The sequence below is a fragment of the Dyella silvatica genome (assembly GCF_026283955.1).
GTDB classification, from domain to species: Bacteria; Pseudomonadota; Gammaproteobacteria; order Xanthomonadales; family Rhodanobacteraceae; genus Dyella_C; species Dyella_C silvatica.
In genome coordinates, this window is the sequence record NZ_JAPDPE010000025.1 from 1 (window position 1) to 22,178 (window position 22,178).

21 protein-coding genes are annotated in these 22,178 nt (G+C 61.0%); 11 read left to right on the forward strand and 10 right to left on the reverse strand.

The genetic code is table 11. From position 1 onward, the window contains the following. On the forward strand, nt 1–534 hold a 534-nt coding region (locus OUZ52_RS06985), incomplete at its 5' end, for a sigma-70 family RNA polymerase sigma factor (protein ID WP_266157662.1). Next, nucleotides 524–1,285: an anti-sigma factor family protein gene (locus OUZ52_RS06990; protein ID WP_266157663.1), complete on the forward strand. Its 762-nt coding sequence runs from the start codon at nt 524–526 to the stop codon at nt 1,283–1,285. The genes OUZ52_RS06985 and OUZ52_RS06990, both read left to right, overlap by 11 nt. Here OUZ52_RS06990 and OUZ52_RS06995 read toward each other — a convergent pair. The 5 genes from OUZ52_RS06995 to OUZ52_RS07015 all read right to left on the reverse strand — a co-directional run bounded on the left by OUZ52_RS06995 (nt 1,277) and on the right by OUZ52_RS07015 (nt 6,254). After that, the gene (locus OUZ52_RS06995; RefSeq protein WP_266157664.1) at nt 1,277–1,774 is read right to left on the reverse strand and encodes a hypothetical protein; all 498 of its coding nucleotides are present in this window, start codon (nt 1,772–1,774) and stop codon (nt 1,277–1,279) included. The genes OUZ52_RS06990 and OUZ52_RS06995 overlap by 9 nt on opposite strands. Then, a complete protein-coding gene (locus OUZ52_RS07000) occupies nt 1,771–2,727 on the reverse strand; it encodes an FAD:protein FMN transferase (protein WP_323135322.1) in 957 nt (318 codons plus the stop codon). Before OUZ52_RS07000 ends, OUZ52_RS06995 begins: the two co-directional genes overlap by 4 nt. Then, nucleotides 2,618–3,148 (reverse strand): FMN-binding protein, encoded by a 531-nt coding sequence (locus OUZ52_RS07005; protein ID WP_266157665.1) that lies wholly within the window; start codon nt 3,146–3,148, stop codon nt 2,618–2,620. Before OUZ52_RS07005 ends, OUZ52_RS07000 begins: the two co-directional genes overlap by 110 nt. Before the next feature lie 9 nt (nt 3,149–3,157). After that, nucleotides 3,158–4,090, reverse strand: a complete 933-nt coding sequence (locus OUZ52_RS07010; protein ID WP_266157666.1) for a DUF6662 family protein — start codon at nt 4,088–4,090, stop codon at nt 3,158–3,160. Nucleotides 4,091–4,286: 196 nt separating this feature from the next. After that, entirely contained in the window at nt 4,287–6,254 is a 1,968-nt protein-coding gene (locus OUZ52_RS07015; RefSeq protein WP_266157667.1) for a S9 family peptidase, read from the reverse strand. Nucleotides 6,255–6,400: 146 nt separating this feature from the next. Between OUZ52_RS07015 and OUZ52_RS07020 the strand changes: the two genes are divergently transcribed. The 5 genes from OUZ52_RS07020 to OUZ52_RS07040 all read left to right on the forward strand — a co-directional run bounded on the left by OUZ52_RS07020 (nt 6,401) and on the right by OUZ52_RS07040 (nt 12,499). Then, the gene (locus OUZ52_RS07020; protein WP_266157668.1) at nt 6,401–6,910 is read left to right on the forward strand and encodes a MarR family winged helix-turn-helix transcriptional regulator; all 510 of its coding nucleotides are present in this window, start codon (nt 6,401–6,403) and stop codon (nt 6,908–6,910) included. A gap of 287 nt (nt 6,911–7,197) precedes the next feature. After that, nucleotides 7,198–9,510 carry a TonB-dependent receptor gene (locus OUZ52_RS07025; RefSeq protein WP_266157669.1) on the forward strand — a complete coding sequence of 771 codons (2,313 nt, stop codon included), beginning with the start codon at nt 7,198–7,200 and terminating at the stop codon, nt 9,508–9,510. Nucleotides 9,511–9,532: 22 nt separating this feature from the next. Next, a complete protein-coding gene (locus OUZ52_RS07030; protein WP_266157670.1) occupies nt 9,533–10,294 on the forward strand; it encodes a phosphatase PAP2 family protein in 762 nt (253 codons plus the stop codon). 151 nt (nt 10,295–10,445) lie between these two features. Further along, nucleotides 10,446–11,111 carry a response regulator gene (locus OUZ52_RS07035; protein ID WP_266157671.1) on the forward strand — a complete coding sequence of 222 codons (666 nt, stop codon included), beginning with the start codon at nt 10,446–10,448 and terminating at the stop codon, nt 11,109–11,111. Further along, nucleotides 11,108–12,499 carry a sensor histidine kinase gene (locus OUZ52_RS07040; protein WP_266157672.1) on the forward strand — a complete coding sequence of 464 codons (1,392 nt, stop codon included), beginning with the start codon at nt 11,108–11,110 and terminating at the stop codon, nt 12,497–12,499. Before OUZ52_RS07035 ends, OUZ52_RS07040 begins: the two co-directional genes overlap by 4 nt. Here OUZ52_RS07040 and OUZ52_RS07045 read toward each other — a convergent pair. After that, on the reverse strand, nt 12,486–13,367 hold the full coding sequence (locus OUZ52_RS07045; protein ID WP_266157673.1) for a LysR family transcriptional regulator: 882 nt from the start codon (nt 13,365–13,367) through the stop codon (nt 12,486–12,488). The two genes, OUZ52_RS07040 and OUZ52_RS07045, sit on opposite strands and share 14 nt — an antisense overlap. A gap of 139 nt (nt 13,368–13,506) precedes the next feature. Here OUZ52_RS07045 and OUZ52_RS07050 point away from each other — a divergent pair, with 139 nt between their 5' ends. Both OUZ52_RS07050 and yoaA read left to right on the forward strand, forming a co-directional pair. Next, nucleotides 13,507–15,216, forward strand: a complete 1,710-nt coding sequence (locus OUZ52_RS07050) for an MFS transporter (protein ID WP_266157674.1) — start codon at nt 13,507–13,509, stop codon at nt 15,214–15,216. 54 nt (nt 15,217–15,270) lie between these two features. Next, a complete protein-coding gene (yoaA, locus tag OUZ52_RS07055) occupies nt 15,271–17,214 on the forward strand; it encodes a DNA repair helicase YoaA (protein ID WP_266157675.1) in 1,944 nt (647 codons plus the stop codon). Nucleotides 17,215–17,266: 52 nt separating this feature from the next. On the opposite strand, the gene OUZ52_RS07060 is transcribed toward yoaA, so the two are convergent. The 4 genes from OUZ52_RS07060 to OUZ52_RS07075 all read right to left on the reverse strand — a co-directional run bounded on the left by OUZ52_RS07060 (nt 17,267) and on the right by OUZ52_RS07075 (nt 19,784). Next, on the reverse strand, nt 17,267–17,959 hold the full coding sequence (locus tag OUZ52_RS07060) for an aspartyl/asparaginyl beta-hydroxylase domain-containing protein (protein ID WP_266157676.1): 693 nt from the start codon (nt 17,957–17,959) through the stop codon (nt 17,267–17,269). 255 nt (nt 17,960–18,214) lie between these two features. Then, on the reverse strand, nt 18,215–19,015 hold the full coding sequence (locus tag OUZ52_RS07065; RefSeq protein WP_266157677.1) for a helix-turn-helix domain-containing protein: 801 nt from the start codon (nt 19,013–19,015) through the stop codon (nt 18,215–18,217). A 53-nt stretch (nt 19,016–19,068) separates the two neighbouring features. Continuing rightward, nucleotides 19,069–19,326: an alpha/beta fold hydrolase gene (locus OUZ52_RS07070; protein WP_266157678.1), complete on the reverse strand. Its 258-nt coding sequence runs from the start codon at nt 19,324–19,326 to the stop codon at nt 19,069–19,071. An 89-nt stretch (nt 19,327–19,415) separates the two neighbouring features. Further along, nucleotides 19,416–19,784, reverse strand: coding sequence for a nuclear transport factor 2 family protein (locus OUZ52_RS07075; protein WP_266157679.1), 369 nt, complete (start codon nt 19,782–19,784; stop codon nt 19,416–19,418). Between the two features lie 265 nt (nt 19,785–20,049). On the opposite strand from OUZ52_RS07075, the gene creD reads away from it, so the two are divergent. Then, nucleotides 20,050–21,408: a cell envelope integrity protein CreD gene (gene creD, locus OUZ52_RS07080; RefSeq protein WP_266157680.1), complete on the forward strand. Its 1,359-nt coding sequence runs from the start codon at nt 20,050–20,052 to the stop codon at nt 21,406–21,408. Then, nucleotides 21,405–22,082 (forward strand): tRNA (adenosine(37)-N6)-threonylcarbamoyltransferase complex dimerization subunit type 1 TsaB, encoded by a 678-nt coding sequence (gene tsaB / locus OUZ52_RS07085; protein ID WP_266157681.1) that lies wholly within the window; start codon nt 21,405–21,407, stop codon nt 22,080–22,082. The genes creD and tsaB overlap by 4 nt, the downstream gene beginning before the upstream one ends. Nucleotides 22,083–22,178: the final 96 nt, after the last annotated feature.

The following is a 22,178-nucleotide window of genomic DNA, read 5'->3' on the forward strand; positions in this document are numbered from 1 at the left end:
GCATTTGTCGACGATCTGGCCTTGCGCCATCTCGATGCTGCCTACAACCTCGGCCGCTGGCTGCTCGGCAATGAGCAGGATGCGGCCGACGCGGTGCATGACGCTTATCTGCGCGCCGCGCGTGCTTCGGACAGCTATGCGGGCGGTAATGCACGAGCGTGGTGGCTGGCCATTGTGCGCAATTGTTGTCTGGCCCGATTGGCCACGCGCAACAAGGAAAAGCGCAATCTGGCGATCGACCAGAGCCCGGCTGCCGCCGAGCATTGGATGCCGCAGACCGATGCCGATGATGTCGGCGAGCGCATCGATAGCGCCAAGCGCCAGCGCTTGATCACACAGCATCTGCAAAACCTGCCGGACAGCTTTCGTGAGGTACTTATCCTGCGTGAGATCGAGGAATTGTCTTACCGTGAAATTGCCGACGTCTTGCAAACCCCCATCGGTACCGTGATGTCACGCCTGGCTCGCGGACGCGCCATGTTGCAAAAGGCCTTGGCCGATAACGTCACTATGCAGGCTCCGTATGGACTGTAAGACCGCCCGTGATTTACTGCCGCTGTATTTCGATGGCGAGCTGGATCGTGCCACCAGCCGCGAATTCGAGCTGCATCTCGATGCCTGCGCCGAATGTCGTGCCGCCTTGATCGAGCTGGATGGATTGCGGCACATGTTGCGCGAAGAAGCACCGCGCTATCGCGCGCCGGATATCTTGCGCGCCCGTATTCAAAAACTCACCAGGTCTTCGGCAGCGGCTGCTGCACGGCGAGCACCTGCGCGCTGGCTTGCGCTGGCGGCGTCGTGGGTGCTTGCCTTTATCGCCGGTGGCGCGCTGGTTGCGATGTGGAGCCATACAACCCAGGCCGGGCAGGAGCAGGCCCAGCTGACGCGCGACTTGTTCGCCAGCCATTGGCGGGCGCTTGCCGCCGCCGCGCCGATCGATGTCGTGTCCACCGATCAGCACACGGTCAAACCCTGGTTCGCGGGGAAAATCGCCGTGGCCCCGCTGGTGCAGGATTTTGCCGAGCAGGGGTATGCGTTGATCGGCGGGCGTATCGACTACGTTGGCAGCGAGCGCGTGCCGGTGCTGGTTTATCGCCACGGCAAGCATCTGATCGATGTTTTCGTGCTGCCCCAGTCCAGCGCGGCGGACATCGGCAAGCCGATCCAGTCGCAAGGATATGGGCTCGATGTGGTTACCCTCGGCGGTCAGCCTGCGGCCATCGTTTCGGATATGGGGCCGGCCGAGCTCGATCGCTTCAGGGATTTGCTGAACGCGTCACGATGAGCCCTTGAACGGGCTCTTCGGCCGTCGACGTCCGAGCAGAATATGCATGGCCAAGAGTCCAGGCAGGGCAAGGCCGATGGTCCAGTGAGCCATCGCGCTGATGCCACGCCAATAGTCATCGGTCAGGTAGTACAGCAGGTAGCCGGTGGCCGACAGCCAGACCAAGACTCCGACGGCAGACCCGCCGGAGAGGCGCTGCCTTCGCGTGCGCCAACCGGCAACAATGTGCACGCCCCAAGTCAGGCCGAAGGCCCATAAGGTCGCAAAGGCCATCGCCGCATGCAGCCGTAGCCACCATGGTTCCAGCGGATGCGGTTCGTCGCCAAACGTGCCTTTGCGCATCAAGCCATAGTGAAAAATCAACCACAGCACGCCGCTTAGCCATAGCGTCCAGCCGATGGCATAAACCATATGGCGGCGGCGACGCGATAGCCGCAGTGATGTTCGGTGCTGGCCCACCACGCCATGAGGATGGATGACCGGCGTCATGCGGTATTCCCGATAGCGAGCCAATGGCCCGTTGCGTCTTGTAGATAAGCCACCGCGTTGAAATGCCGGAGCAGATCGGCGCTGTGCGTTCCCATCGCCATGACAACCTTGGTCAGGGCGTCGGCATGGATGCAGTGCTCGGCCACCACGGTAACGCTTTGCGCTAGTCCGATGCTGGTGCGGTGTCGGCCGTCAAGGTGTGGCCCCGCCCCGGTGGCGGCAAACGCGCGTCCGCTGCTGCTGGCCACGGACGCTTCGCCCAGTTCAAGCACCGGGTAATGCGATGGCTGCCATTCATCGGTAGCGATCGCAATAAGGTGTGGCCCTTGACCCAGAGTGCGCAGGTCGCCGCCGGCATTGACGCAGGCGTGCGAGATGCCGTTCGCGCGCAAAGCCTCGATCGCGCGATCGACGGCAAAACCCTTGGCAATGCCGCCCAGATCGATCCACAGCGGACGGCGCAGATGAACGCCATGACTGTCGTCGACGGCGATATCTCTCCAGCTCGCAGCGGTGTTTGGCATCGTCTGGCTCTTTGGCGCAGGCAGCAAGCCGCGGCTGACCAATTGATCGGCAATGGTTATGTCGAAGGCGCCGTCACTGCGTTCGGAAAGTTGCAACGCTTCACGTAACACCTCGGCGGTCTGTGCATCGACCACGACGCGCTCACCGGGCGCTGCCGCGTGCACACGCGAGAGATCGCTACCGACTTCGTGGAAGCTCATCAATGTGTGAACCCGGGCCATCGCGGCGAACGCCGCATCGATGGCCCGATGCGCGAGCGCTTCGTCTACACACTCGACGCGAATGCTTGCCGTTGTGCCGAGCAGTGGCCGTGCGCGTTCAATCTTTTTGATGGGCGAGCACAAGATCATAGGTCGCAAGTAGACGTTTGACGCCATCGGTGATGTGCCTGCTCGATAGCGTGGCACCGGAGATGTTCTTGATGTCATCGCCGAGCTTGAGCTGCGCATCCTTGGTCTTGCCGATGAACTGAGCACGCCACGATTCGTTGCGCACCTGATCGCCATAGGTTTCGCGGTATTCGAGAATCTCCACCGCTTTCACGGCACCTTGTGCATCGATCGCCATCGCGAAGGGAATGAATTCGTGTTTGCCCACGACTTGGTCGGCGATAAACCAGCCACCGGTGGAAACGCGCCATGCCTTGAGGCTGGACGAAAGCACATTGACGTCGGAGGATTTCTCGATCGCCTTGATCTGTTCGGGCGTCAGGGTGAGAAAGTCGGGAGTGAAGCTGGCGCCTGGAAACATCACGGCTTGTGCCTGCTCCACACTGAGATACACCGTAGCCTGCACCGGCGCGCTTATCACCAAGGCATAGGCGGGGATCAATAAAAATCGCGATTTCATGAGTACACCTCAGAAGTACCAGCCGGCTTTGATGCGTACGCGATACTTCTCGAAGTCATTGTCGTAGACCCGCCGGCCAACGATGGCACCAGGCACGGTTTCGGCGTGCTCGGTCGCCCATGGCATCTGTTCGAGGAATGTCGCAGTGATGAAAAATCTCTTGCCGCCGTAATGGATCACCGGCCCGAAGTAGTAGCCGTTGTTGGTTTCCTTGCTGAAGGTGTAGCTGTTGTACTCGTGCTCGTTGAGCAGCTCGACACCGGCTGACCAATTCGGCGCAAAACGATATGAGGCGGCGGCATCCACATTGACGTCGGTTTCATAGCCCCATTTTTTTCGCGATGGGTCACCGTCGACGATGTCGTACCGCCACTCTGGCGCATAGGTGACGTTGACTGCCGTCACCAGACGATCATCGAGAAAGTTCTTCTGCAGAATCAGTTTGGCCTCAAGCTCGCGGAACGCGGGGCCTATCGTAGGTTCGATGTAAACGGCGACGCCGAGCGGGTCTGTGTAGGGGCTCCACAGGCGATAAATAGCCTCGCCGGAGAAACCGACAAAGCGCTTGGCGTTGTAGTGATCGTCCGGCCCTGGACGGTCGTAAGACAGCGGTTCCGGTGGCGTGGTCTCGCCGAATGGGCCGTTGTGATAAGCGCGTGCCCAGACGTAGTTGGCATAGAAGGCCACCTGCAATTTGTCGGTCAGGCCATATTCGAATTCGGTACGGCCGTCGATCTGGTCGAAGTAGCCGCTGACTTTCTGTCGCCGCCAAGTCGCCCACTGTTCCACCTCTTTTGCGCCCTTGGGCAGTAAGTCGGTGGTGTAAACGTAGCCAAACTGGCTCTCTTCAGACCGCGCGTTCGGCAGATAACTCAAGCTGAGCGTGACGAGCGCCAACAAGGCGAGCAGGCCGCGAGAGCGGCGGGCAAAAGCGTGCGACATGAAATCCCCGGGGTGGTGCTGCCAAGGGGCTTATTGTGATTGATAGTGATTCGCATATGCAATTCATCTCGTTGAAATCGTAAGATTTTACGTATCCGCATCGACTGGATGTTTTGCCTGTGTTGAAAAATATCCGGATCGCCATCGACGCTGGCGTTGCCCGTATGAGGCTGGAAACATCGAATGCTGCTGCGGCCTATGGCTGCTTCTGGGGCAACAGGTATGTTTGCCAGAACAACGCCGAGGCTGCTTCAAAGTAGTTTCTGTTTTGCTTCTTCTGGAAGCCGTGGCCTTCATCCTTGAACTCAAGAAACCACACGTCGTGACCATTGGCGCGCACGGCGTTGGCGATTTGCAGGCCTTCCGCCGGTGGCACGCGAGGGTCGTTTGCACCGACGGCAACGAATAGCTGCGCGCTGATGTTTTTTGCATTGGTGGTCGGTGCGATGCGCTCAAGAAAGGCACGCATCTTGGGTTCGCGTTCGTCGCCGTATTCTGCCCGGCGCAGGTCGCGCCGATAGCCTTCGGTATGCTCCAGAAACGTGACGAAGTTGCTTTGCCCGACCAGCTCGATGCCGGCCCGCAGGCGCTGGCTGTAGTGGGTAAGCGCCGACAGCGTCATGAAGCCGCCGTAGGAGCCGCCGTATACACCGACGCGCTTGGCGTCGAGTTCTGGGCGAGTGGCGATCCAGTCGAGCAGGGCGCCGATGTCTTTGACCGCATCCTCTCGCTTGAAGCCGTTGTCGAGCCCGAGATAGGTTTTGCCGTAGCCGGTCGAGCCGCGCACGTTCGGCATGATGACGGCCACGCCCAGTTCGTTGACCCAGAAGGCTATCTGCGAGTTGAACAATGGCCGGGCCTGGTCTTCCGGCCCGCCGTGGATTTGGATGATCACCGGGAACGGCCCTTTGCCGGCGGGTCGATAGTAGAAGGCTGGAATACGCCGTGGCTTGCCATCGACTTGATCGAACGTCGGGTAGCGTTCCAGCGTGGGCTGGACAAAGCGGCTGGCGTCGAGGCCGCCGACTTCGCTGGTGGTCCAGCGCACCAGCGCCGGGTGGTCCAGCTCGATGGCGTAGATGTCGCCGGCCGAAACGGCGGACATGAAGGTGAAACCAAGACGCTTGTCATCGGCGCTGAAGGCCATCGCCTCTACCAGGCCGCTCGGCAAGGCCGGCAGGGCGACTTCATGGCCTGATGCAAGCTCGATCAGATGGAGCGCATCGATGCCATCCTGGTTGGCTACAAACGCCAGATATCGGCCGTCGTGCGATAAGCTGAAATCTTCGATGTCCCACGGAATATTCGCGCTAAGGCTGCGCGTTGCCGCCGTCGCCAAATCACGATAGTGCAGCTCGGCGAACTCGCCGGTTCCCTTCGCCCCCGTTTCATTGGCAAGGTAGTAAATGCCTTTGCCGTCGTGGGCGAACTTCATCTTGGTATAGGCGGACTTATGCGTCGCATCGCTGAGTGCGGTCACGGCGCCGCTGGCGAGGTCCACCAGGTACGGACGCGAATCTTCATCTGAAAAGTACTGCCGCACCAGCAAGCGAGAGTCGTCGGGCGACCAGTCCATCGGGTCCCAGGTGCCGCTGCGCTCCAGCACGGCTTTGCTGGGTTTGCCGTCCAGCCCGACAATATGCACATCGGTGTCGTTACCGTTGCGCTGGGTGGTTTCGAATGCCATGCGATCGCCGCGATGCGACCACAGCGGCCCTTCGTTGCGTGACTTGCCATCGGTAAGCAATTGCACCGTGCGGGTATCCAGATCGAAGTAGTAGATCTGGAAAAATTCGTTTCCGCCGATGTCTTTGCCAAACGCAAAACCATGGCGCGTCGGGTTGACGCTGACGCTCTCGACCGGTTCGTTGTAGAACGTCAGTTGCTGGCGCGCGCCCCCTGGGTGATCGACCCAGTGCACTTGATAGGTGTCAGCGAAACGGGTGGAAATGATCGCGCCCTGGCCATCGGCAAGCCAGCCGTCGAAGTCCGCCCGGCGCAGGCCCTGGTATCGCAACAGTCGATCGCCTAGCTCGCCGGGGAGCTCGGGGATGCCTTCGGTAATGCGATTGCCTTTTTCCACACGCTGCGGGCTCGACTGCGCGTGGCTTGACCACGGGGTGTAGAGGGATAGCAGGGCGACAACCAGCAACGCGTATTTCATGGCAGGCCTCACTGGAACGTGGATGCACAGCGATGAAGCGATGGGAACGGCGTATTTTGCTTCCGTTGAATGGAATGAATTTACTTTGAAAATATCTTGATGTAAAGATACTTTATATTGACATAAATGACCGAGGAGACTGAAACATGCCAAAGACCTCCGCCGCAGCCGGCAAGGATCTCGTCGATCAGCTGTTGCGCGATTGGCAGCGCGAGCGCCCGGACCTGAATGTCACGGCCATGGCCGTGGTCGGCCGTATCCTTAATCTGGGCCGTGCCTTGGAGGCCAGGGCCAACGATTCCCTCAAGGCGCTGGGCATTCACTACACCGATCTGGATGTACTGGCGACGCTGCGGCGCTCGGGTAAACCTTATCGGCTTACGCCTACGGTGTTGCGGCAATCGGTGTTGATTACCTCGGGCGCGATGACGGCATGTCTCAATCGTTTGGAGAAAGCCGGCTTGATCTCGCGCAATCCCGAGGATAATGACCGCCGCTCGCTGGCAGCAGCGCTGACCGCGCCAGGGCTGGCGCTGATCGATCGGGCGATCGTCGTGCGATTTGCCGAGGCGGAGCAGGCGGTTGCCGCATTAAGCCGTGGCGAACAGGCTGAGCTGTCCAAGCTGCTGCGGAAACTCGGCATCTCTTTGCATTGACATCTTGCTCATCATCGATGCCCTATCTTGCGGTCCACGGCTGCTGATATCGGCAGCGGGAAAGGGCGCCCACTTGGACAATCCATGCGGGTGCGTACGCGCTTTCTGCATTCCCGCGTGGCTAAACCACCTGCCGTGCGCGAGCCCTGGAGCCATTCTTCAGCCTGCTCGACCCGGTTACTAAGACAAGACTAAAGAAACGGTCGGGGCGCATCACGCGCCTGCAACAGAACTGTCAAACGATCACCCCACGCTAGCGGGCTATTCCAGCCACTACGTAGAGCATCATGCAAAGCCGATTCAGCAGCGCGTCCACGCCCGCCCATTCGTTTGTATTGCGTCCCATCGTTCGAGGCATTCGTCAGTGGCATGCTCCGCTGGGCTGGATGATGCTTGCCGGTCTGTGCCTGAGCGGCCAGGCTTTTGCGACGGATACCGACGCGGCCGCCGTGCAGCCGACGCAGACGGTGAACCAGGCCAAGCCGCCCAAGCAGCTTGAAGAAATCGAGGTGCAGGGTAACGTCAGCAACTCGGCCCTGACCCAGGCGCCGACGCAGGCGGATCTGACCATCACCCAGCCGCAATCGGTGATCGGCCTGGATTGGATCAGCAACCACGTCGCGCCGACCGCCGACTACGCCGCGATCGCCGCGATTGCCCCGGGTGTGACCAGCTTGAGTACCGCCGGCCCGGGCCTGGGCGAATCCAAGCAGATGACCCTGCGTGGCTTTAACGACAACCAGTACAACGTCACTTATGACGGTATTCCGTTCGGCGACACCAACGACTTCAGCCATCACACCAGCAGTTATTTCCCGGCCAAGATGATCGGCCAGGTGCTGGTCGATCGCGGCCCGGGCAACGCCAGCACGATTGGTGAGGCGACCTTCGGCGGCACCGTCGCGTTGAGCTCGAAAGACCCGCGCGATACGTTCTCATTCATTCCGACGCAGAGCTTTGGCAGCTACGACACCTCGCTGACCCACCTGGAGCTCAACACCGGCCGTCTGGACGATCTGGGCGGCGGCAAATTGATTGCCAGCGCGCAGTACATCAGCACCGATACGGCAAAGACCAATGGGGACTCCTCGCGCAAGACCGGCTACATCAAATATGTGCAGCCGATCGGCACTAGCACCGAGATCACCTTCCTCAGCAACTACAACTACATCCGCTTCAACAACCCCGACCTCAGCTCGCTGACCATGCAGCAGATCGCCACGCTTGGCCGCAACTTCGGTCTCAACAACGACCGCAGCACCACCAACTGCGCTTGCTACAACTACCAGGCTAAGCAGACCGATCTGGAATACATCGGTGTGCACAGCGCGTTGTCGGATACCTGGACGCTGGACAACAAGGTCTATACCTACGCTTACGACAACACCAGCCACGAAAGCCCGCATGTGGGCACCAAGGCTTCGCCGACCAATATGGGCGGCTATATCAAGATCAATAACTACCGTGCCTGGGGTGATGTACTCCAGCTCACCCACACCGATGACTACGGCCAGTTCCGTACCGGTGGCTGGTACGAATACACCACCAACAGCCGCAGCAGCGTGGCCATCGACTATGCCCGTAACGGTGCCGTCGACGTCAAGGCCGGGGCGCCGCTGTTCGGTAGCTTCAACGCCAAGGGCGTGTATAGCGGCCCGTACAAATACACCATGCAGGATCAGCTGCATACCGGACAGATCTACGCCGAGTATGCCTGGCTGGCGGCCGATGGCCTGACCATCACCCCGGGTATCAAAAACCTCAATATCACTCGCGATATCCAGGCGCCAATCAACCAGGGCACCAAGACGCCGCTGTACTACAGCCAGACCTGGCACAAGACGCTGGGCTACCTCACCGCCAACTATCTGCTGCGCGATGACTGGAGCATCTACGCCACCGCGGCGCAGGGCTTCCTGGCGCCCAACCTCAATGAGTTCTACGTGCCGAACCCGCGGTTGAACAAGGCCAGCCCCGAGCAGACGATGAACTACCAGTTCGGTACGGTCTACAAGACCGACCGTTTCAACGCCGATGCCGACGTCTACTTCATCAACTTCAAGAACTACGCCTTCTCCACCACGGTTCCGGGCACCACCGACCCGGTGTACTACCTGGCCAAGGGTGCCTACATCAAAGGTATCGAAGGCGAGATGACCTACTACGTCGGCGCCGGCGCCAGCGTGTTCGCCAATGCCTCCTTGCAGGATGCATCGTTCAAGGGGTCGAATCTGGATCTGCCGAATGTGCCCAATCGCACGGCGGCGATCGGTGTGCTGTACGAGAACCAGGGTTTCTTCGCTTCGCTGTATGACAAGTACGCGGGCAGCCAGAAAGCCTACAACTCCAACTTCAACCCCGATCAGGCCAGTTCGGTGACCTCGACCGTGGGCAGCGGCGGCTTCTGGCAGGCGGCGATGAGCCTGGGTTACGGGCAGAACATCAATGGCTCGTTTATCAAGAGCTACAAGGTGCGCCTGCAGGTGGATAACCTGTTCGATGCGCACAACCTGGTGATCAATTCGGTCAGCAACAACACGGGTTCGTATTACGTCTTGCCGGGACGCAGCTGGTTCGCCTCCGTGTCGTTTGGTTTGTAAGCACGGCCAGGGAACGCAAATCATGAAACTCACCACTTGCCGGTATGTGCCGGCGTTCTCCCACACACTCTCCCTCGCACTGGCGCTTTGCTTTAGCGCCGGCGCTCATGCCACCGATGCGTATCTGAGCCCGGCGCAGCTGCATGGCGTGCTCGCGGTGCTGCCGCCGCCGAGTGCGCCTGGCAGCGCGGAAGATCTGGCGGATCGCGCCATGACCGATCGCGCATTCGCGACACGGCCCGCCGCGGATATCGCCAAGGCCACCCAAGAAGAGAAGTTCGATGCGTTCGCTTTCGCGCCGCTGATCGGCCCTGGATTCCAGGCCGAGAAGTTGCCGCACGTCGCGGCCTTGTTCAAAGAGGCGGAGCTGGAAACCAAGGACGCCGTCGATACCTCGAAGAACGCCTGGAAACGGCTGCGCCCTTGTCCGCCGGAGTCGGCTTGCTCACGCAACCCGGAGCAGGCGAAGAAGAAAAGTTTTGGCTATCCGAGCGGGCACTCCAGCCGCGCTACGGTCGACGCCTTGCTGCTGGCCCAGTTGTTTCCGCAGGATGCGGATGCGCTGCTGCAACAGTCGCGCGATATCGGCTGGCGCCGTGTGGTCAAAGGCGTGCACACGCCTGAGGACATTTACGCCGGCCGGGTGTTTGGCCAAGCCCTGGTCAGCGCCATGCTGACCAGCCCGGCGATGCAGCACGACCTGGCGGCGGCCATGGCCGAGCTCAAGGCGGTTGATCTGAGCAAGGGCGGCGTCGTCGCTTCGAGCCCTGCGAGCACCCCTTGAGCCTAGGCGGTGAGGGGCAAGAGGGCGGTAGCTTGCCGTGGAAACGGGTTATGGCGCATAAGTCGTTGATAAGCGACCGGCAAGATAATCGCGGGCGGCATCGTGGCGTGGCTTGCTGAAAGCCACGCCACAGCTATCGAAGGAGACCCCGTTGCACATCATCCTGGTGGAAGACGACCCGCAGCTCGGCGCGGCCATACAGCGTGCGCTGGAGCGTCTTTCGTATACGGTTACCTGGCTGCTCGACGGTTGTCAGGCCATTACCGCGCTGCGCGAAGAAACCGCGGATCTGGTGCTGTTGGATCTCGGGCTGCCGGGCAAGGATGGTCTTGACGTGCTGGTCGAGACTCGCCGCAACAACATCAAGACCCCGGTGCTGATCATGACCGCGCGCAATGCGCTGGAGGCACGGGTGCATGGCCTGGATGCCGGGGCGGACGATTATTTGATCAAGCCGTTTCATCTGGACGAGCTGGGCGCGCGTATCCGCTCGTTGACCCGGCGTATGCAGGGCCTGGCGGCGAACCGGATCGAAATCGGCGCGCTCAGTCTGGATCTGGCCACCTTCGAAGTCTGCTTCCGCGGTGAGCGGATCGAGCTGACTAAGCGCGAGTTTTCGCTGTTGCAGGCCTTGATGGAGCGCGCCGGGCGGCTGGTGCGTCGCGATAGCCTGGAAAGCTCGCTTTATGGGCCAGAAAAAGCCGTTAGCGACGGTGCCCTGGATGTCTTGGTGCATACGCTGCGGCGCAAGTTGAGTTTCGAGACGATCCAGAATGTACGTGGCTTCGGCTACATGATTCCGCGAGATCCGCGGTGAAATTTCTCAGCCTGCGCGCAAGGCTACGCTGGCTCATCGTGGCGATGCTGGCGGTCGTGCTGTTGCCGTTGGGCGCCTACAGCTTGCGGCGGACGACCTCGGAGATGGACGAGCTGTCGGACGGGCGTTTGGCCGAGGCGGCCAGAACGATCGGCGCGCTGGTCCATCATGCCGGCCTGCGCGCGTTGCTTGGCCAGGACAGCGTGCAAGTGCCGGTATTGAAAAAGTCGGTGCTCAAGCTGACCGGGCAAACGCGCACCTATGAATCCGAAGTGGGTTTTCAGGTATTCGACAGGCAAGGGCGGATCATTCTTGCCACGGTCAACCTGGCGCCGCTGCCGCCGCCGAAAACCGATCGTTCCGACTATCAGGATCTGCGCAAGGGCAGCCATACGTGGCGGGCCTTTACCCTGGTCGATCCATCCAGCGATGTAGTGATTCGCGTGGCTGAGCGTTACGACAGTCGCCAGGAAATCATTCACACGCTGTGGCTGGATCATGGCCTGCCGCTATTGCTGGGCCTGCCTTTGCTGGCGGTGCTGGTCAGTTGGGCGGTCAGGCGTGGCCTGTTGCCGCTGGCTACGCTGGCCAGCGCGCTGTCGGCGCGCGAGCCGGGCAGCCGGGAGCCGGTCAGGCTCGACGATGCGCCGCTGGAGTTGCAGCCGGTGTTGAGCGCGCTCAACCAACAGCTGGAGCGGCAGGAAGATGCCATTGAGCGCGAGCGTCGTTTCAGCGCCGATGTGGCGCATGAACTGCGCACGCCGCTGGCCTCGATCATGATCAATCTCGAGAGCGCCATGGCCACCGCCGACCCGGCCGAAGTGCATGACAGCCTGGCTGGGGCTCAGCACAGCGTAGGTGCGCTGGCGCACCGGATCGAGCAACTGCTTGCGTTGGCCAAGCTGGAGGCGGGCGTGGCTTCGAATCAGCGCGGCACGGTCGACCTGGCGGAGGTCGCCGGCGAGGTGATCGAGGAGCTGGTGTCGGTGATTGCCGATAGCGGGGTCGAACTTGGCTTCACTCAATTGAGCGAGCGGGTGGTGGTGCAAGGTTATGAAGCGGCGCTTGCGGCCTTGCTGCGCAACTTGCTGGAGAACGCGCTGCGGCATGTGCCGGCCGGCGGCCAGGTGCAGTTGACCATTGAGCAAGGCGAGCAAGAGGCCACGCTGGATGTGATCGACGATGGCCCGGGTATTCCCCCCGAACATCGTGCGGCGGTATTTGCCCGCTTTCACCGCGAGCGCTCCAGTCGCGGCGAAGGTTATGGGCTGGGCTTATCCATCGTGCAGCGCGCGGCGGAGCTGCATAAGGCCAGCATCGAATTGCTCGACTCGCCGTTTGGCAGCGGCCTGAGAGTGCGGGTGGCGATTCCGCTTAGCCCCGTTTGAGCGGCCGGCCCGGTGTGAGCACTGGCTCGGGCAAGTTCAAGATCAACTCGCCGAACTCGCGCGCCGCCGGTGTTTTGCCGCCTTTGCCGCAGATCAGGGTGAAGTCGGCTTGCGGTAGCGGCGGCAGGCCGAACTGACCGTCGACGATTTTCATCCCTGGCTCCAGGTCGTCGCGAGTGAGTACAGTGACTGCCAGCCCTGCCAGCACTGCGGCACGCATGCCTTGCTGGCTGGGTGAAGTAAAGACCACGTGCCACTCGATCGGTGTCTTGTCCAGCGCCGTCACGCCGACCTGGCGATAAATGCACGGGGCCGGAAAGAACGCGAGCGGCAGCGACGGCCCGCCTGGTTTTTCGAAAGTCTCGGCAGCGACCCACACCAGCTGGGTTCGCCGCAATAGCATGCCGTCTTTGCCCCTGGGCACGGAGATCACCACGGCAAGGTCGAGTTCGTCGGCCTCGATCAGCGCGCGCAGGTCGAGATTCATGCTGACGTTTACATCCAGCCGCACCGCGGGATAGGCGCGGGCGAACTGACATAGCAGGGTCGGCAAGCGCTCGCCCATGAAATTTTCAGGCACCCCAAAGCGCACGCTGCCGGACACCGGCGACGGCAGAAAGCGCCGGCTCAGCGCATCGAGGGTAAGCAGGATCTGCTGTGCATAACGCAGGAAATCGACGCCGTCCTCAGTCAGCGTCAACTTGCGGGTGGTGCGGTGGAGCAGGGGCCGGCCGATGTGTTCTTCCAGTCGGCGGATCTGGTGACTGACCGCGGACTGGGTGAGGTTTAAGCGTTGTGCCGCGCGAGTGAAGCCACCGCTTTCATTGACGGCGACGAAGGCGCGCAGCAGGGTCGGATCGAAGTCCATGGTCGCGACATAAATGATGGTTATTAATGAATTCTACAAAATTAAATCATTTCTATCATGAAGTGGCTTGCCCCAGAATCGCCGCCATCCCCTCCCGATGCTGCTCTAACGCTGAACCCGGAATCGATGCAGCTCAGCCATGGCGGCGGTGAGCCGTGGTCAAGCGTTTGTCGCTGGCTCGCCGATCAGCCTCGGCGGCGCCGAGGTGCTGGTCGCCATGAATCGCGCTATCAGCACACCCGCCGGCAGTCTGCTGGGAGGGCTAAACCCACGTTGGAAAGCGCGAACCATGACCTTCTCCCCCGCCAGGAAAAACACCGTCGCCTTAGCGGCGATTTGTTTGACCGCGCTGATGTTCGGCCTGGAAATTTCCAGCGTGCCGGTGATTTTGCCTACGCTTGAAACGGTGCTGCGTGGCGATTTTAAAGACATGCAGTGGATCATGAATGCCTACACGATTGCCTGCACCACCGTGTTGATGGCGGCCGGCACCTTGGCTGATCGCTACGGCCGGCGGCGCATGCTGGTGATCGGCCTGGCGTTGTTCGGCATGACTTCGCTGATCTGCGGTTTGGCGCAAAACGTCTCGGTGTTGATCGCCAGCCGGTTTTTGCAGGGGATGAGTGGCGGGGTGATGCTGATCTGTCAGATCGCGGTGCTTTCGCATCAATTCCAGGACGGCAGGCAGCGTAGCCGGGCCTTTGCTATCTGGGGCATCGTATTTGGTGTCGGGCTGGGTTTTGGGCCGATCATCGGCGGGATGATTGTTGCGCTGTCGAACTGGCAGTGGGTGTTTCTGGTGCATGTCTTGTTGACGGCGTTGACCTTGATGCTGGTTTTCAGTGGCGTGGAGGAGTCGCGCGATCCGCAGGCGAAAAAGCTGGATAGGCTCGGCATCGTCACGCTTTCGTTGTCGGTGCTGGGGCTTACTTATTTCATTACGCAGGGGCCGGATCTGGGTTTCGGCAGCGGCAAGGCCATTGCCATCATCGCGGCCTCGGTGGTGAGCTTTATCGCTTTTATCTGCGTGGAAAAGCTGCATCCGCATCCGATGTTTGATTTTTCCGTTTTCAAGATACGCAATTTTTCGGGCGCCTTGATCGGATCGATCGGCATGAATTTCAGCTTCTGGCCGTTCATGATTTATCTGCCGATTTATTTCCAGAGTGCGTTGGGCTACGGCATCGTCGCCGCGGGTTTGTCGCTGCTGGCTTATACGCTGCCGACCTTGGTGATGCCGCCGCTGGCCGAGCGGCTTTCGTTGCGTTACCAGCCGCGCGTGGTGATCCCGTGGGGGCTGTTCACCATCGGCCTGGGCTTTTTTTTGATGAGGTACGGCAGTCGGGCCGAGCATGCCAGCTGGCTGACTATGCTTCCCGGTTGTCTGCTGGCGGGAATCGGGCTGGGTTTAACCAATACCCCGGTGACCAATACGACAACCGGCTCAGTGTCGAGTGCTCGTGCGGGCATGGCTTCGGGGATGGATATGAGCGCTCGGTTGATCACCCTGGCGATCAATATCGCGCTGATGGGGTTGCTCTTGCTGGAAGGTATTTTCGCGCAGGTAAAAAGCGCTTTTCATGGCGCATTGAATACGGCGCAACTGCGCTTACTGGCAGAGAGCATAGCCGCCGGAAACACTGCTTCGCTCGGTCACGATATGCCTGAGCTTTTCCGACTGGAGGGGGCGGCTTCGGTGGTGCGCGCCGCGCTCGCGCACAGCTTCGGCGTGGTCATGCTTTATGGCGCGATCGGTGTCTGGGTGCTGGCTGGCGTCAGCTGGGTGATTTTCGGGCCGAGCAAGGTGTTGGTGCATGCGGCGAAGGTGAAGACTGAGGGCGCGCGCTGAGCTGAGCGTTGCCGCTTGCTCGCGGTAGTGGCTGTACTCGGCGATACTGCACCGATGACTGACCACGACGACATGTCCGCGCTGCTCGGCGCGGATGGCCCCTTTGCCCGCGAGTTACCCAATTTCGCCCCGCGCGAGGCGCAGCAGGTGATGGCGCGCGCCGTGCAGCACGCCATCGAAGAACGTGAAACGCTGATTGCCGAGGCTGGCACCGGCACCGGTAAAACCTATGCCTACCTGGTGCCGGCGTTGTTGTCGGGGCAGCGGGTGATTGTCTCGACCGGCACCAAGGCCTTGCAGGATCAGCTGTATTTTCGCGATCTGCCCAAGGTGCGCTCGGTACTCGATGCGCGCCTGAAAACCGCCTTGCTCAAAGGCCGGGCCAATTACCTGTGTCTTTATCGGCTTGATCAAACCGTGCGTGAAGGCGCCACGTTTGATCGTACGCAGGCGGCGCAATTGGCGGCGATTCGCGCGTGGTCGGCACGCACGCGGCGCGGCGATCGGATGGAGCTGGCCGAAGTGCCAGAGGAGTCGCCGCTGTGGCCGCGAGTGACCTCCACGCCAGAAAATTGCCTGGGCGTGGAGTGCCCGTTCTACGACGACTGCCATGTGGTGAAGGCACGGCGCGAGGCGCAAGAGGCGGATCTGGTGGTGGTGAATCATCATTTGCTGTTCGCCGATCTTGCGCTGAAGCAAGAAGGCTTCGGCGAGATTCTGCCGGGGGCGCAAGCATTCATTCTGGATGAAGCGCACCAAATTCCCGAGCTGGCCGGGCAGTTTTTTTCGCAAAGCATCAGCGCGCGCCAGGTCACCGAGCTGGCGCAAGACAGCTTGAATGAATGCACTGGCATCACCGGTGCGATCGGTATGTTGCTGGAGCCGGTGGAGGCCTTGCAGGAGGCCGTGCGCAAGTTGCGGCTGGCGCTGGACCCGTTACCGCAGCGCGGTGCCTTTCAGCAATTGGAGGCCAGCGCGTCGGTACGGGTTGCCTTGCATGATCTACGTGAGTTGATGGCGACATTGACCGATGTGCTGGCGGCCCAGGCGGAACGTTCGCGTGGTTTCGCCAACGTGCACGAGCGCGCATCGAATCTGACCGAGCGGCTCGATCGCATCGTCGAAGAGCAGGGCGAACAAGACGTGCGCTGGTACGAGCAGTTTCCGCGCGGGTTTTCACTGCATGCCACGCCGCTGGATCTCGCCGCACCGTTACGCAGCATGCGCGAGCGGACCCAGGCGGCGTGGATTCACACCTCGGCCACCTTGTCGGTGGCGGGCAACTTCGATCACTTTGCCCGCCAGCTCGGTCTTGACGATCCGCACACGCTAAGTCTGGAAAGCCCGTTTGACTACGCCGCCCAGGCGTTGTGCTATCTGCCGTCGGCGTTACCCGACCCGGCGGCGCGCGAATATACCGAGAAGGTGATCGATGCGGTGCTGCCGGTGTTGCACGCATCCAACGGTCGTGCGTTTCTGCTGTTTACCTCGCACCGTGCGTTGCGTCGAGCGGCGGAGCTGCTGCAAGCGCGCGTACCGTGGCCGCTGTTTGTGCAGGGCGATGCACCACGGCACCGTTTGCTGGAAGAGTTTCGCGCCAGCGGCCATGGTGTGTTGTTGGGCGCGGCAAGTTTCTGGGAGGGCGTGGACGTAGCAGGTGAGGCGTTGTCGGTGGTGGTTATCGACAAGCTGCCGTTTGCGGCACCGGATGATCCAGTGCTGCAGGCGCGTTTATATGCACTGGAACACGCCGGCATCAACCCGTTCATGGGCTGGCAGGTGCCGAGTGCGGTGATCGCCCTGAAGCAGGGGGTGGGCCGGTTGATTCGCGACGTCAACGATCGCGGTGTGCTGGTGCTGTGCGACCCGCGCTTGACCGGTAAAGGATATGGACGTCTATTTATGGCCAGCCTGCCACCGATGCCGCGCACGCGCGAGCTGACCCAGGTGCAGGCGTTTTTTGCGCAGGTGGCGGCCGATGCGGGCGAAGATGCCTAGTCGCGTGGGGCTTGCTGCTGGCGCGTGCGCCGGGGCCATCCGCGCAGCCAGGTCATGAAACGCCGGGTACGCCTCGCCACCTGACATGGGCGCCGATCGCGGCGATCAACAGCCGTGATAGCAGGGCCATATCCATCGGCATGCTGCGTCGGCGTACATCGAGCAGCAGCGCGATACGCACCTGGTCGCTATGGTTCCAGACTTCATGCGGATAGGTGTCATCCCACAATAGGCATTCGCCGTCGCCGATCAAATGTTCGTGGTCGTTCAGCGCCAATATTGCCGCGGGCCGGCCATCGGCCGCCAGCGGCACGGACAGGCCGAGCTGAAAACGCAGCACACCTTTGAAAGGGCCGCGGTGACGCGGGATATGTTTATGTGGCGCCAGAAATGACAGGGTGGCCGACAACACATCAGGTATCGACGAGACCAGTTTGGCCAGTTCGGGGCAGACCGCCATGTTCTGCTGCACATCGACGCCGTAGACTTTCAACAAGAACATACGCCAGTCGCGGCCGTCATTGGCGGAGATATCGGCCTGCTCGGCCATCAGCTCATGGAAGCGCGGCACGGTGTGCAGGCGGTTGGCCAAGGCGAGTGCCTCGTCACGTAACAGCGGCCAGGCATCGACGAATTTCTTTGCGTCCGGGAACCATGCCTCTGTGTCCAGCACCGGTGGTGTCGAGATACGCGCGTCGTAAAGAGACCTTACTGCGCGTGATGAAAGATCGTACAGGACGCTCATGGTTATCGACGCTTTCTCCGTAGGGTTGGCGGCACCACTGCCTGCGGTACCGGTGTGGCGGCGCTATCCTGCCCAATCGCCGGGGATCTGGCTATGGCCGGTCAGGGGGGCCGTGACGATTGATACAGCGCGCGTTGTGCCAGCTCGCCAGGCGTTGCGGCCGGTCGAAAGTTCATTCGCAGGCCGGATGGCCAGCGATAACCACCCGGCCGCCCCGGGTTTCAATCGATGCATGGAGGGTGGCCGTGGCCGGCTTTAGCCTGGTCTGGCCATATCGCGCAGGTGTTCGGCGGTGGCTTCGTCTGCCGGCACGAAGGCTTCGAGCGCCAGTTCGGCGAGGGTGATATCCACCGGTGTGCCGAATACGGTGGTCGTGCTGAGCAAGGAAAGCATGCGGCCGTCGATCTCCAACTGCAGGGGCACGGCGATGTCCGAGGATGGGCTGCCCGGCTCATATGGCGGCGCGGGCAGTGCTTGCAGTTCGCGCAGCAGTTCGATCAGTTGCGGGTCGTTGCTGGCATCGATCTGACGGCGCAGACGGCTTAGCAAGTGCTCACGCCATTGCGGCAAGTTGTGAATTCTGGGTGCGAGCCCGGCCGGGTGCAGGCTTAAACGCAGCACGTTGATCGGCGGTTGCAGCAGCGCCTCGGGCACGCCCGCCAGCAAACGCAGCACGGCCTGGTTGCTGCTCACCAAGTGCCAGTGACGGTCGATCGCCAGGGCCGGGTAGGGCTCCATGCCTTTGAGCAGCAAATCGATCGCATGCCGGGCGGCATCCAGCGCGGGGTCGTGCAGATGGCGTTGATTGAATATCGGCGCGAAACCGGCGGCAACCAGCAGGGCATTGCGTTCGCGCAGCGGTACATCGAGGTATTCGGCCAAGTGCAGAATCATGTCGCGGCTCGGTTGTGAGCGACCTGATTCGACAAAGCTCAAATGCCTGGTCGAGATCTCGGCGCCGGAGGCAAGGTCAAGTTGGCTTAGGCGCCGATGACGGCGCCATTCGCGGAGTAGGTCGCCGACAGGGCGGCAGGTATCGGACATGAGGGCATTCATCGAGCGATCTTAGCCAGTGCGCATGCACACTGAGTGTGCAAGAAGGCACACGCTCACGCCGCGGCTTTGATCGATGGCGCTTCGCTGATGAAGGCAAGCAAATCGCTGTTCAAGGCGTGCTTGTGCGTGTCGATCAGCCCGTGCGGAGCATCGGCATAAAAACCCAGCTGACTGCCGGGAATCATCGCCGCGGTACGCAGCCCGGTGAGCTTGGGCGGGTTGCTGTCGCGACCGCCTTGAATGATTAGCGTCGGCATCTTGAACACATGCATTTCACGTCGCACATCGTTGTTGAAATTGAGTTGCAGCATCTGGATCAAGCCGATGTGATCGCGGGTGGGCTGATGAACCTGGATCAGATATTCGGTGCGCGGCGCTGGCCGCGCACCGGCATGCGGCTTTATGCGGCGAGCGGGACTTTGTCGAGGAACCCATAGATCTGCTGGATGCGGCCCTCGTTGAGTGCGGCCACATCGAAACCGATGACCAGCGGTTCGTCGGCACCGGGTGTCGCCAAATGCCACTGGAAGCGCAGCATGTCGTGGTGTGCATCGACCTCGCCCGCCAGGCTGAAAATATGACCGGGAAACATGTTCTGCACGGCTCCGATGGTGGCGTTGATGGCCTCCCAGCCTTTGGCGGAAATCATCGGGTCGGTGTAGCCGGCGTGCTCGGTATAGATGTCTTCGATCAGCGCGCGGCGGCGCAATGCATCGGTTTCGTTCCAGCTCTGGATGTAGCGTTCGACGAGGTTGTTGGCGTGGTGCATGGTGTAGCTCCTGTGTGTGTGGTTGATGTGGCTAGATTGCAGCCGCTATCGCAGCGCGTCGATTACGTCACAGGTAATGACCTCGCATGGCGCCGTCATGGCCTTACGCCTGGCGGGTTGTGCCGTGGCGTTTTTTGAGACGGCTTTGGGTGCCGTCTTGAGCAGGGTTCTGCCATGTTGCGGGCCCAACATCGCCCGATATGGTCAGCCTGATCGCCGCTGGCTTTGTTTTGATCGAGGCCTCGATTCTCAAAGGAAGGACGGCATGGCAAGCTGGATGCGCACGTTGACGGCCAAGGTGCTGGGCGTCGGTTTACTGGCGTTGCTGATGTTGATTCCCTTGTTGCAGGTTCATGGCTTGATCGCCGAGCGGCAGCAATTACGCGAGACGACAGTGGCAAAAATTGCCCAGGGCTGGGGTGGCCCCCAAGTACTGGGCGGGCTGATGCTGGCGGTGCCGGCGCAACGCTTGGTGGGCACGACGCAAGATTCGATACCCAAGGTGGAGACATCCACGGAAATGGTGCTGGCCGATAGCGTGACGATGGATGTCGTCATGGCGGTGCATACACGTAGCTACGGCATATACAGCGCGCCGGTGTATGTGTCGACGGTGCAGATGAGCGGTCGTTTTTTGCCGGAGGATCTGGCGCAGTTTCGGCATATGAGTTCGGCAGAATGGCAAAACGACAAAGCGGAGCTGCGCTTGTTGTTGAGCGATCTACGCGGTTTGCAGGAGGTGACCGAGCTGACGATCAATGGACGGCCTGGCCGCTTTGCTTCGTCGGCGGAGCACTCCGGTGGTTTATCCAGCGTGGTGGTGCCGGTGGATTTGAACGCCTTGGGCCATCAGCCCATTCAGTTCGTGGTCAAGCTCAAAGTGGCCGGTACGGAGTCGTTGCAGCTGCTGCCGTTGGCACGCACCACCGATGTACATATACAAGCGCCGTGGCCTGATCCCAGTTTTGTCGGTGCGCTATTGCCTCAACAGCGGTCGGTCGATGCGCAAGGTTTTAGTGCGCGCTGGCATATGCTTGATCTCAATCGCAGCTATGGCCAGCACTGGGGTGGCAAGAGCGAGTTGGATGCCGGCGATTTGCAGTCATCGGCATTCGGCGTGCAGCTGTATCAACCGGCGGATGTTTATCAACGCAACGAACGCGCCAGTAAATACAGTTTGCTATTCATTGCGCTGACCTTCGTCGCATTTTTTCTGCTCGAAGTGCTGCGACGATTGCGCGTGCATCCGTTGCAATATCTGCTGGTAGGTGCGGCCTTGACTACCTTTTATGTGCTGCTACTGGCGTTGTCCGAACAAATCGGCTTTGACTGGGCCTATGTCGTCGCGTCGATGGCGGTGGTGATCATGGTCAGTGGCTATGCGACAGCCATGTTGCAGGCGCGTCGCGCGGGCTTGCTGCTGGGCGGCGTGCTGGCGCTGATCTACGCCATGCTTTATGGCTTGATCGTCGCTGAGCAATACGCTTTGTTGATGGGCGCCATGGTATTGCTCGTCACCTTGGCACTGATGATGTATCTCACTCGCCGCATCGATTGGTACGCCTACGCGCCCGCGACCGCATCGGCTTCGCCAGTCGAAGCGGTTACCATGGGGAAATCATGAATCTGCTCGCCATTGAAACTGCTACTGAAGCCTGCTCCGTTGCCTTGATCCATGGTGATCAAGTAATTGCCCGCAGTGAACTTGCCCCGCGCCGCCATGCTGAACTGGTGTTGCCGATGGCCGATGCCTTGCTTGCCGAGGCGGGTCTGGGTCGACATGCATTTACCGGGGTGCGGCTGGGCGTGTCGTTGGCGCAGGGTATGGCGCTGGCGCTGGATCTGCCGGTGATCACCATTTCCTCACTGGCGGCACTGGCGCTGGAGGCGCCCGACGATGACGCGGCGATTCTGGCGGTCATCGACGCCCGCATGGGTGAAATCTACGCCGCCAGTTATCGTCGTGACGATAACGGCGGTCTGATCGCCCTGGACACCGAGCGCGTATGTAGCGCCGAGGCATTGACCCTGCCCGACGCCGCGGCCTGGCAAGTGGTCGGCAGCGGCTGGGCGACTTATGCCGAAGTCATCCGCACCCGTTTGACCGGAAGCCTGCGCGAGGCCGATGGCGTGCGTTACCCGCAAGCCCGGCATATCGCCGAATTGGCCGCCCGTGAATTCAAGGCCGGCCGCGCCCAGGCGCCCGAACTCGCCTTGCCGGTTTATCTGCGCGACAAGGTCGCGTTGACCCTGATGGAGCAGGGGCGGGGAACCGGCAACGGGGAGCGGCGAAGCTGAGGCGTGCGGCAACAGATTCAGGTGCTCGAGGTAGTGCGGCGGAAAGCGCTTCGAAGGTGACGGAGCGCGATGCTCTTACCGTTCCCCGTTCCCCGC

Coding starts and splice junctions, on each gene's coding strand:
- OUZ52_RS06995 (WP_266157664.1), bottom strand. CDS start 1,774: ATGACGCCGGTCATCCATCCTCATGGCGTGGTGGGCCAGCACCGAACA.
- creD (WP_266157680.1), top strand. CDS start 20,050: ATGGCAAGCTGGATGCGCACGTTGACGGCCAAGGTGCTGGGCGTCGGT.
- tsaB (WP_266157681.1), top strand. CDS start 21,405: ATGAATCTGCTCGCCATTGAAACTGCTACTGAAGCCTGCTCCGTTGCC.
- OUZ52_RS07000 (WP_323135322.1), bottom strand. CDS start 2,727: ATGACATCAAGAACATCTCCGGTGCCACGCTATCGAGCAGGCACATCA.
- OUZ52_RS07020 (WP_266157668.1), top strand. CDS start 6,401: ATGCCAAAGACCTCCGCCGCAGCCGGCAAGGATCTCGTCGATCAGCTG.
- OUZ52_RS07025 (WP_266157669.1), top strand. CDS start 7,198: ATGCAAAGCCGATTCAGCAGCGCGTCCACGCCCGCCCATTCGTTTGTA.
- OUZ52_RS07060 (WP_266157676.1), bottom strand. CDS start 17,959: ATGAGCGTCCTGTACGATCTTTCATCACGCGCAGTAAGGTCTCTTTAC.
- yoaA (WP_266157675.1), top strand. CDS start 15,271: ATGACTGACCACGACGACATGTCCGCGCTGCTCGGCGCGGATGGCCCC.
- OUZ52_RS07045 (WP_266157673.1), bottom strand. CDS start 13,367: ATGGACTTCGATCCGACCCTGCTGCGCGCCTTCGTCGCCGTCAATGAA.
- OUZ52_RS07050 (WP_266157674.1), top strand. CDS start 13,507: ATGGCGGCGGTGAGCCGTGGTCAAGCGTTTGTCGCTGGCTCGCCGATC.
- OUZ52_RS07065 (WP_266157677.1), bottom strand. CDS start 19,015: ATGAATGCCCTCATGTCCGATACCTGCCGCCCTGTCGGCGACCTACTC.
- OUZ52_RS07015 (WP_266157667.1), bottom strand. CDS start 6,254: ATGAAATACGCGTTGCTGGTTGTCGCCCTGCTATCCCTCTACACCCCG.
- OUZ52_RS06990 (WP_266157663.1), top strand. CDS start 524: ATGGACTGTAAGACCGCCCGTGATTTACTGCCGCTGTATTTCGATGGC.
- OUZ52_RS07070 (WP_266157678.1), bottom strand. CDS start 19,326: ATGCTGCAACTCAATTTCAACAACGATGTGCGACGTGAAATGCATGTG.
- OUZ52_RS07075 (WP_266157679.1), bottom strand. CDS start 19,784: ATGCACCACGCCAACAACCTCGTCGAACGCTACATCCAGAGCTGGAAC.
- OUZ52_RS07030 (WP_266157670.1), top strand. CDS start 9,533: ATGAAACTCACCACTTGCCGGTATGTGCCGGCGTTCTCCCACACACTC.
- OUZ52_RS07005 (WP_266157665.1), bottom strand. CDS start 3,148: ATGAAATCGCGATTTTTATTGATCCCCGCCTATGCCTTGGTGATAAGC.
- OUZ52_RS07010 (WP_266157666.1), bottom strand. CDS start 4,090: ATGTCGCACGCTTTTGCCCGCCGCTCTCGCGGCCTGCTCGCCTTGTTG.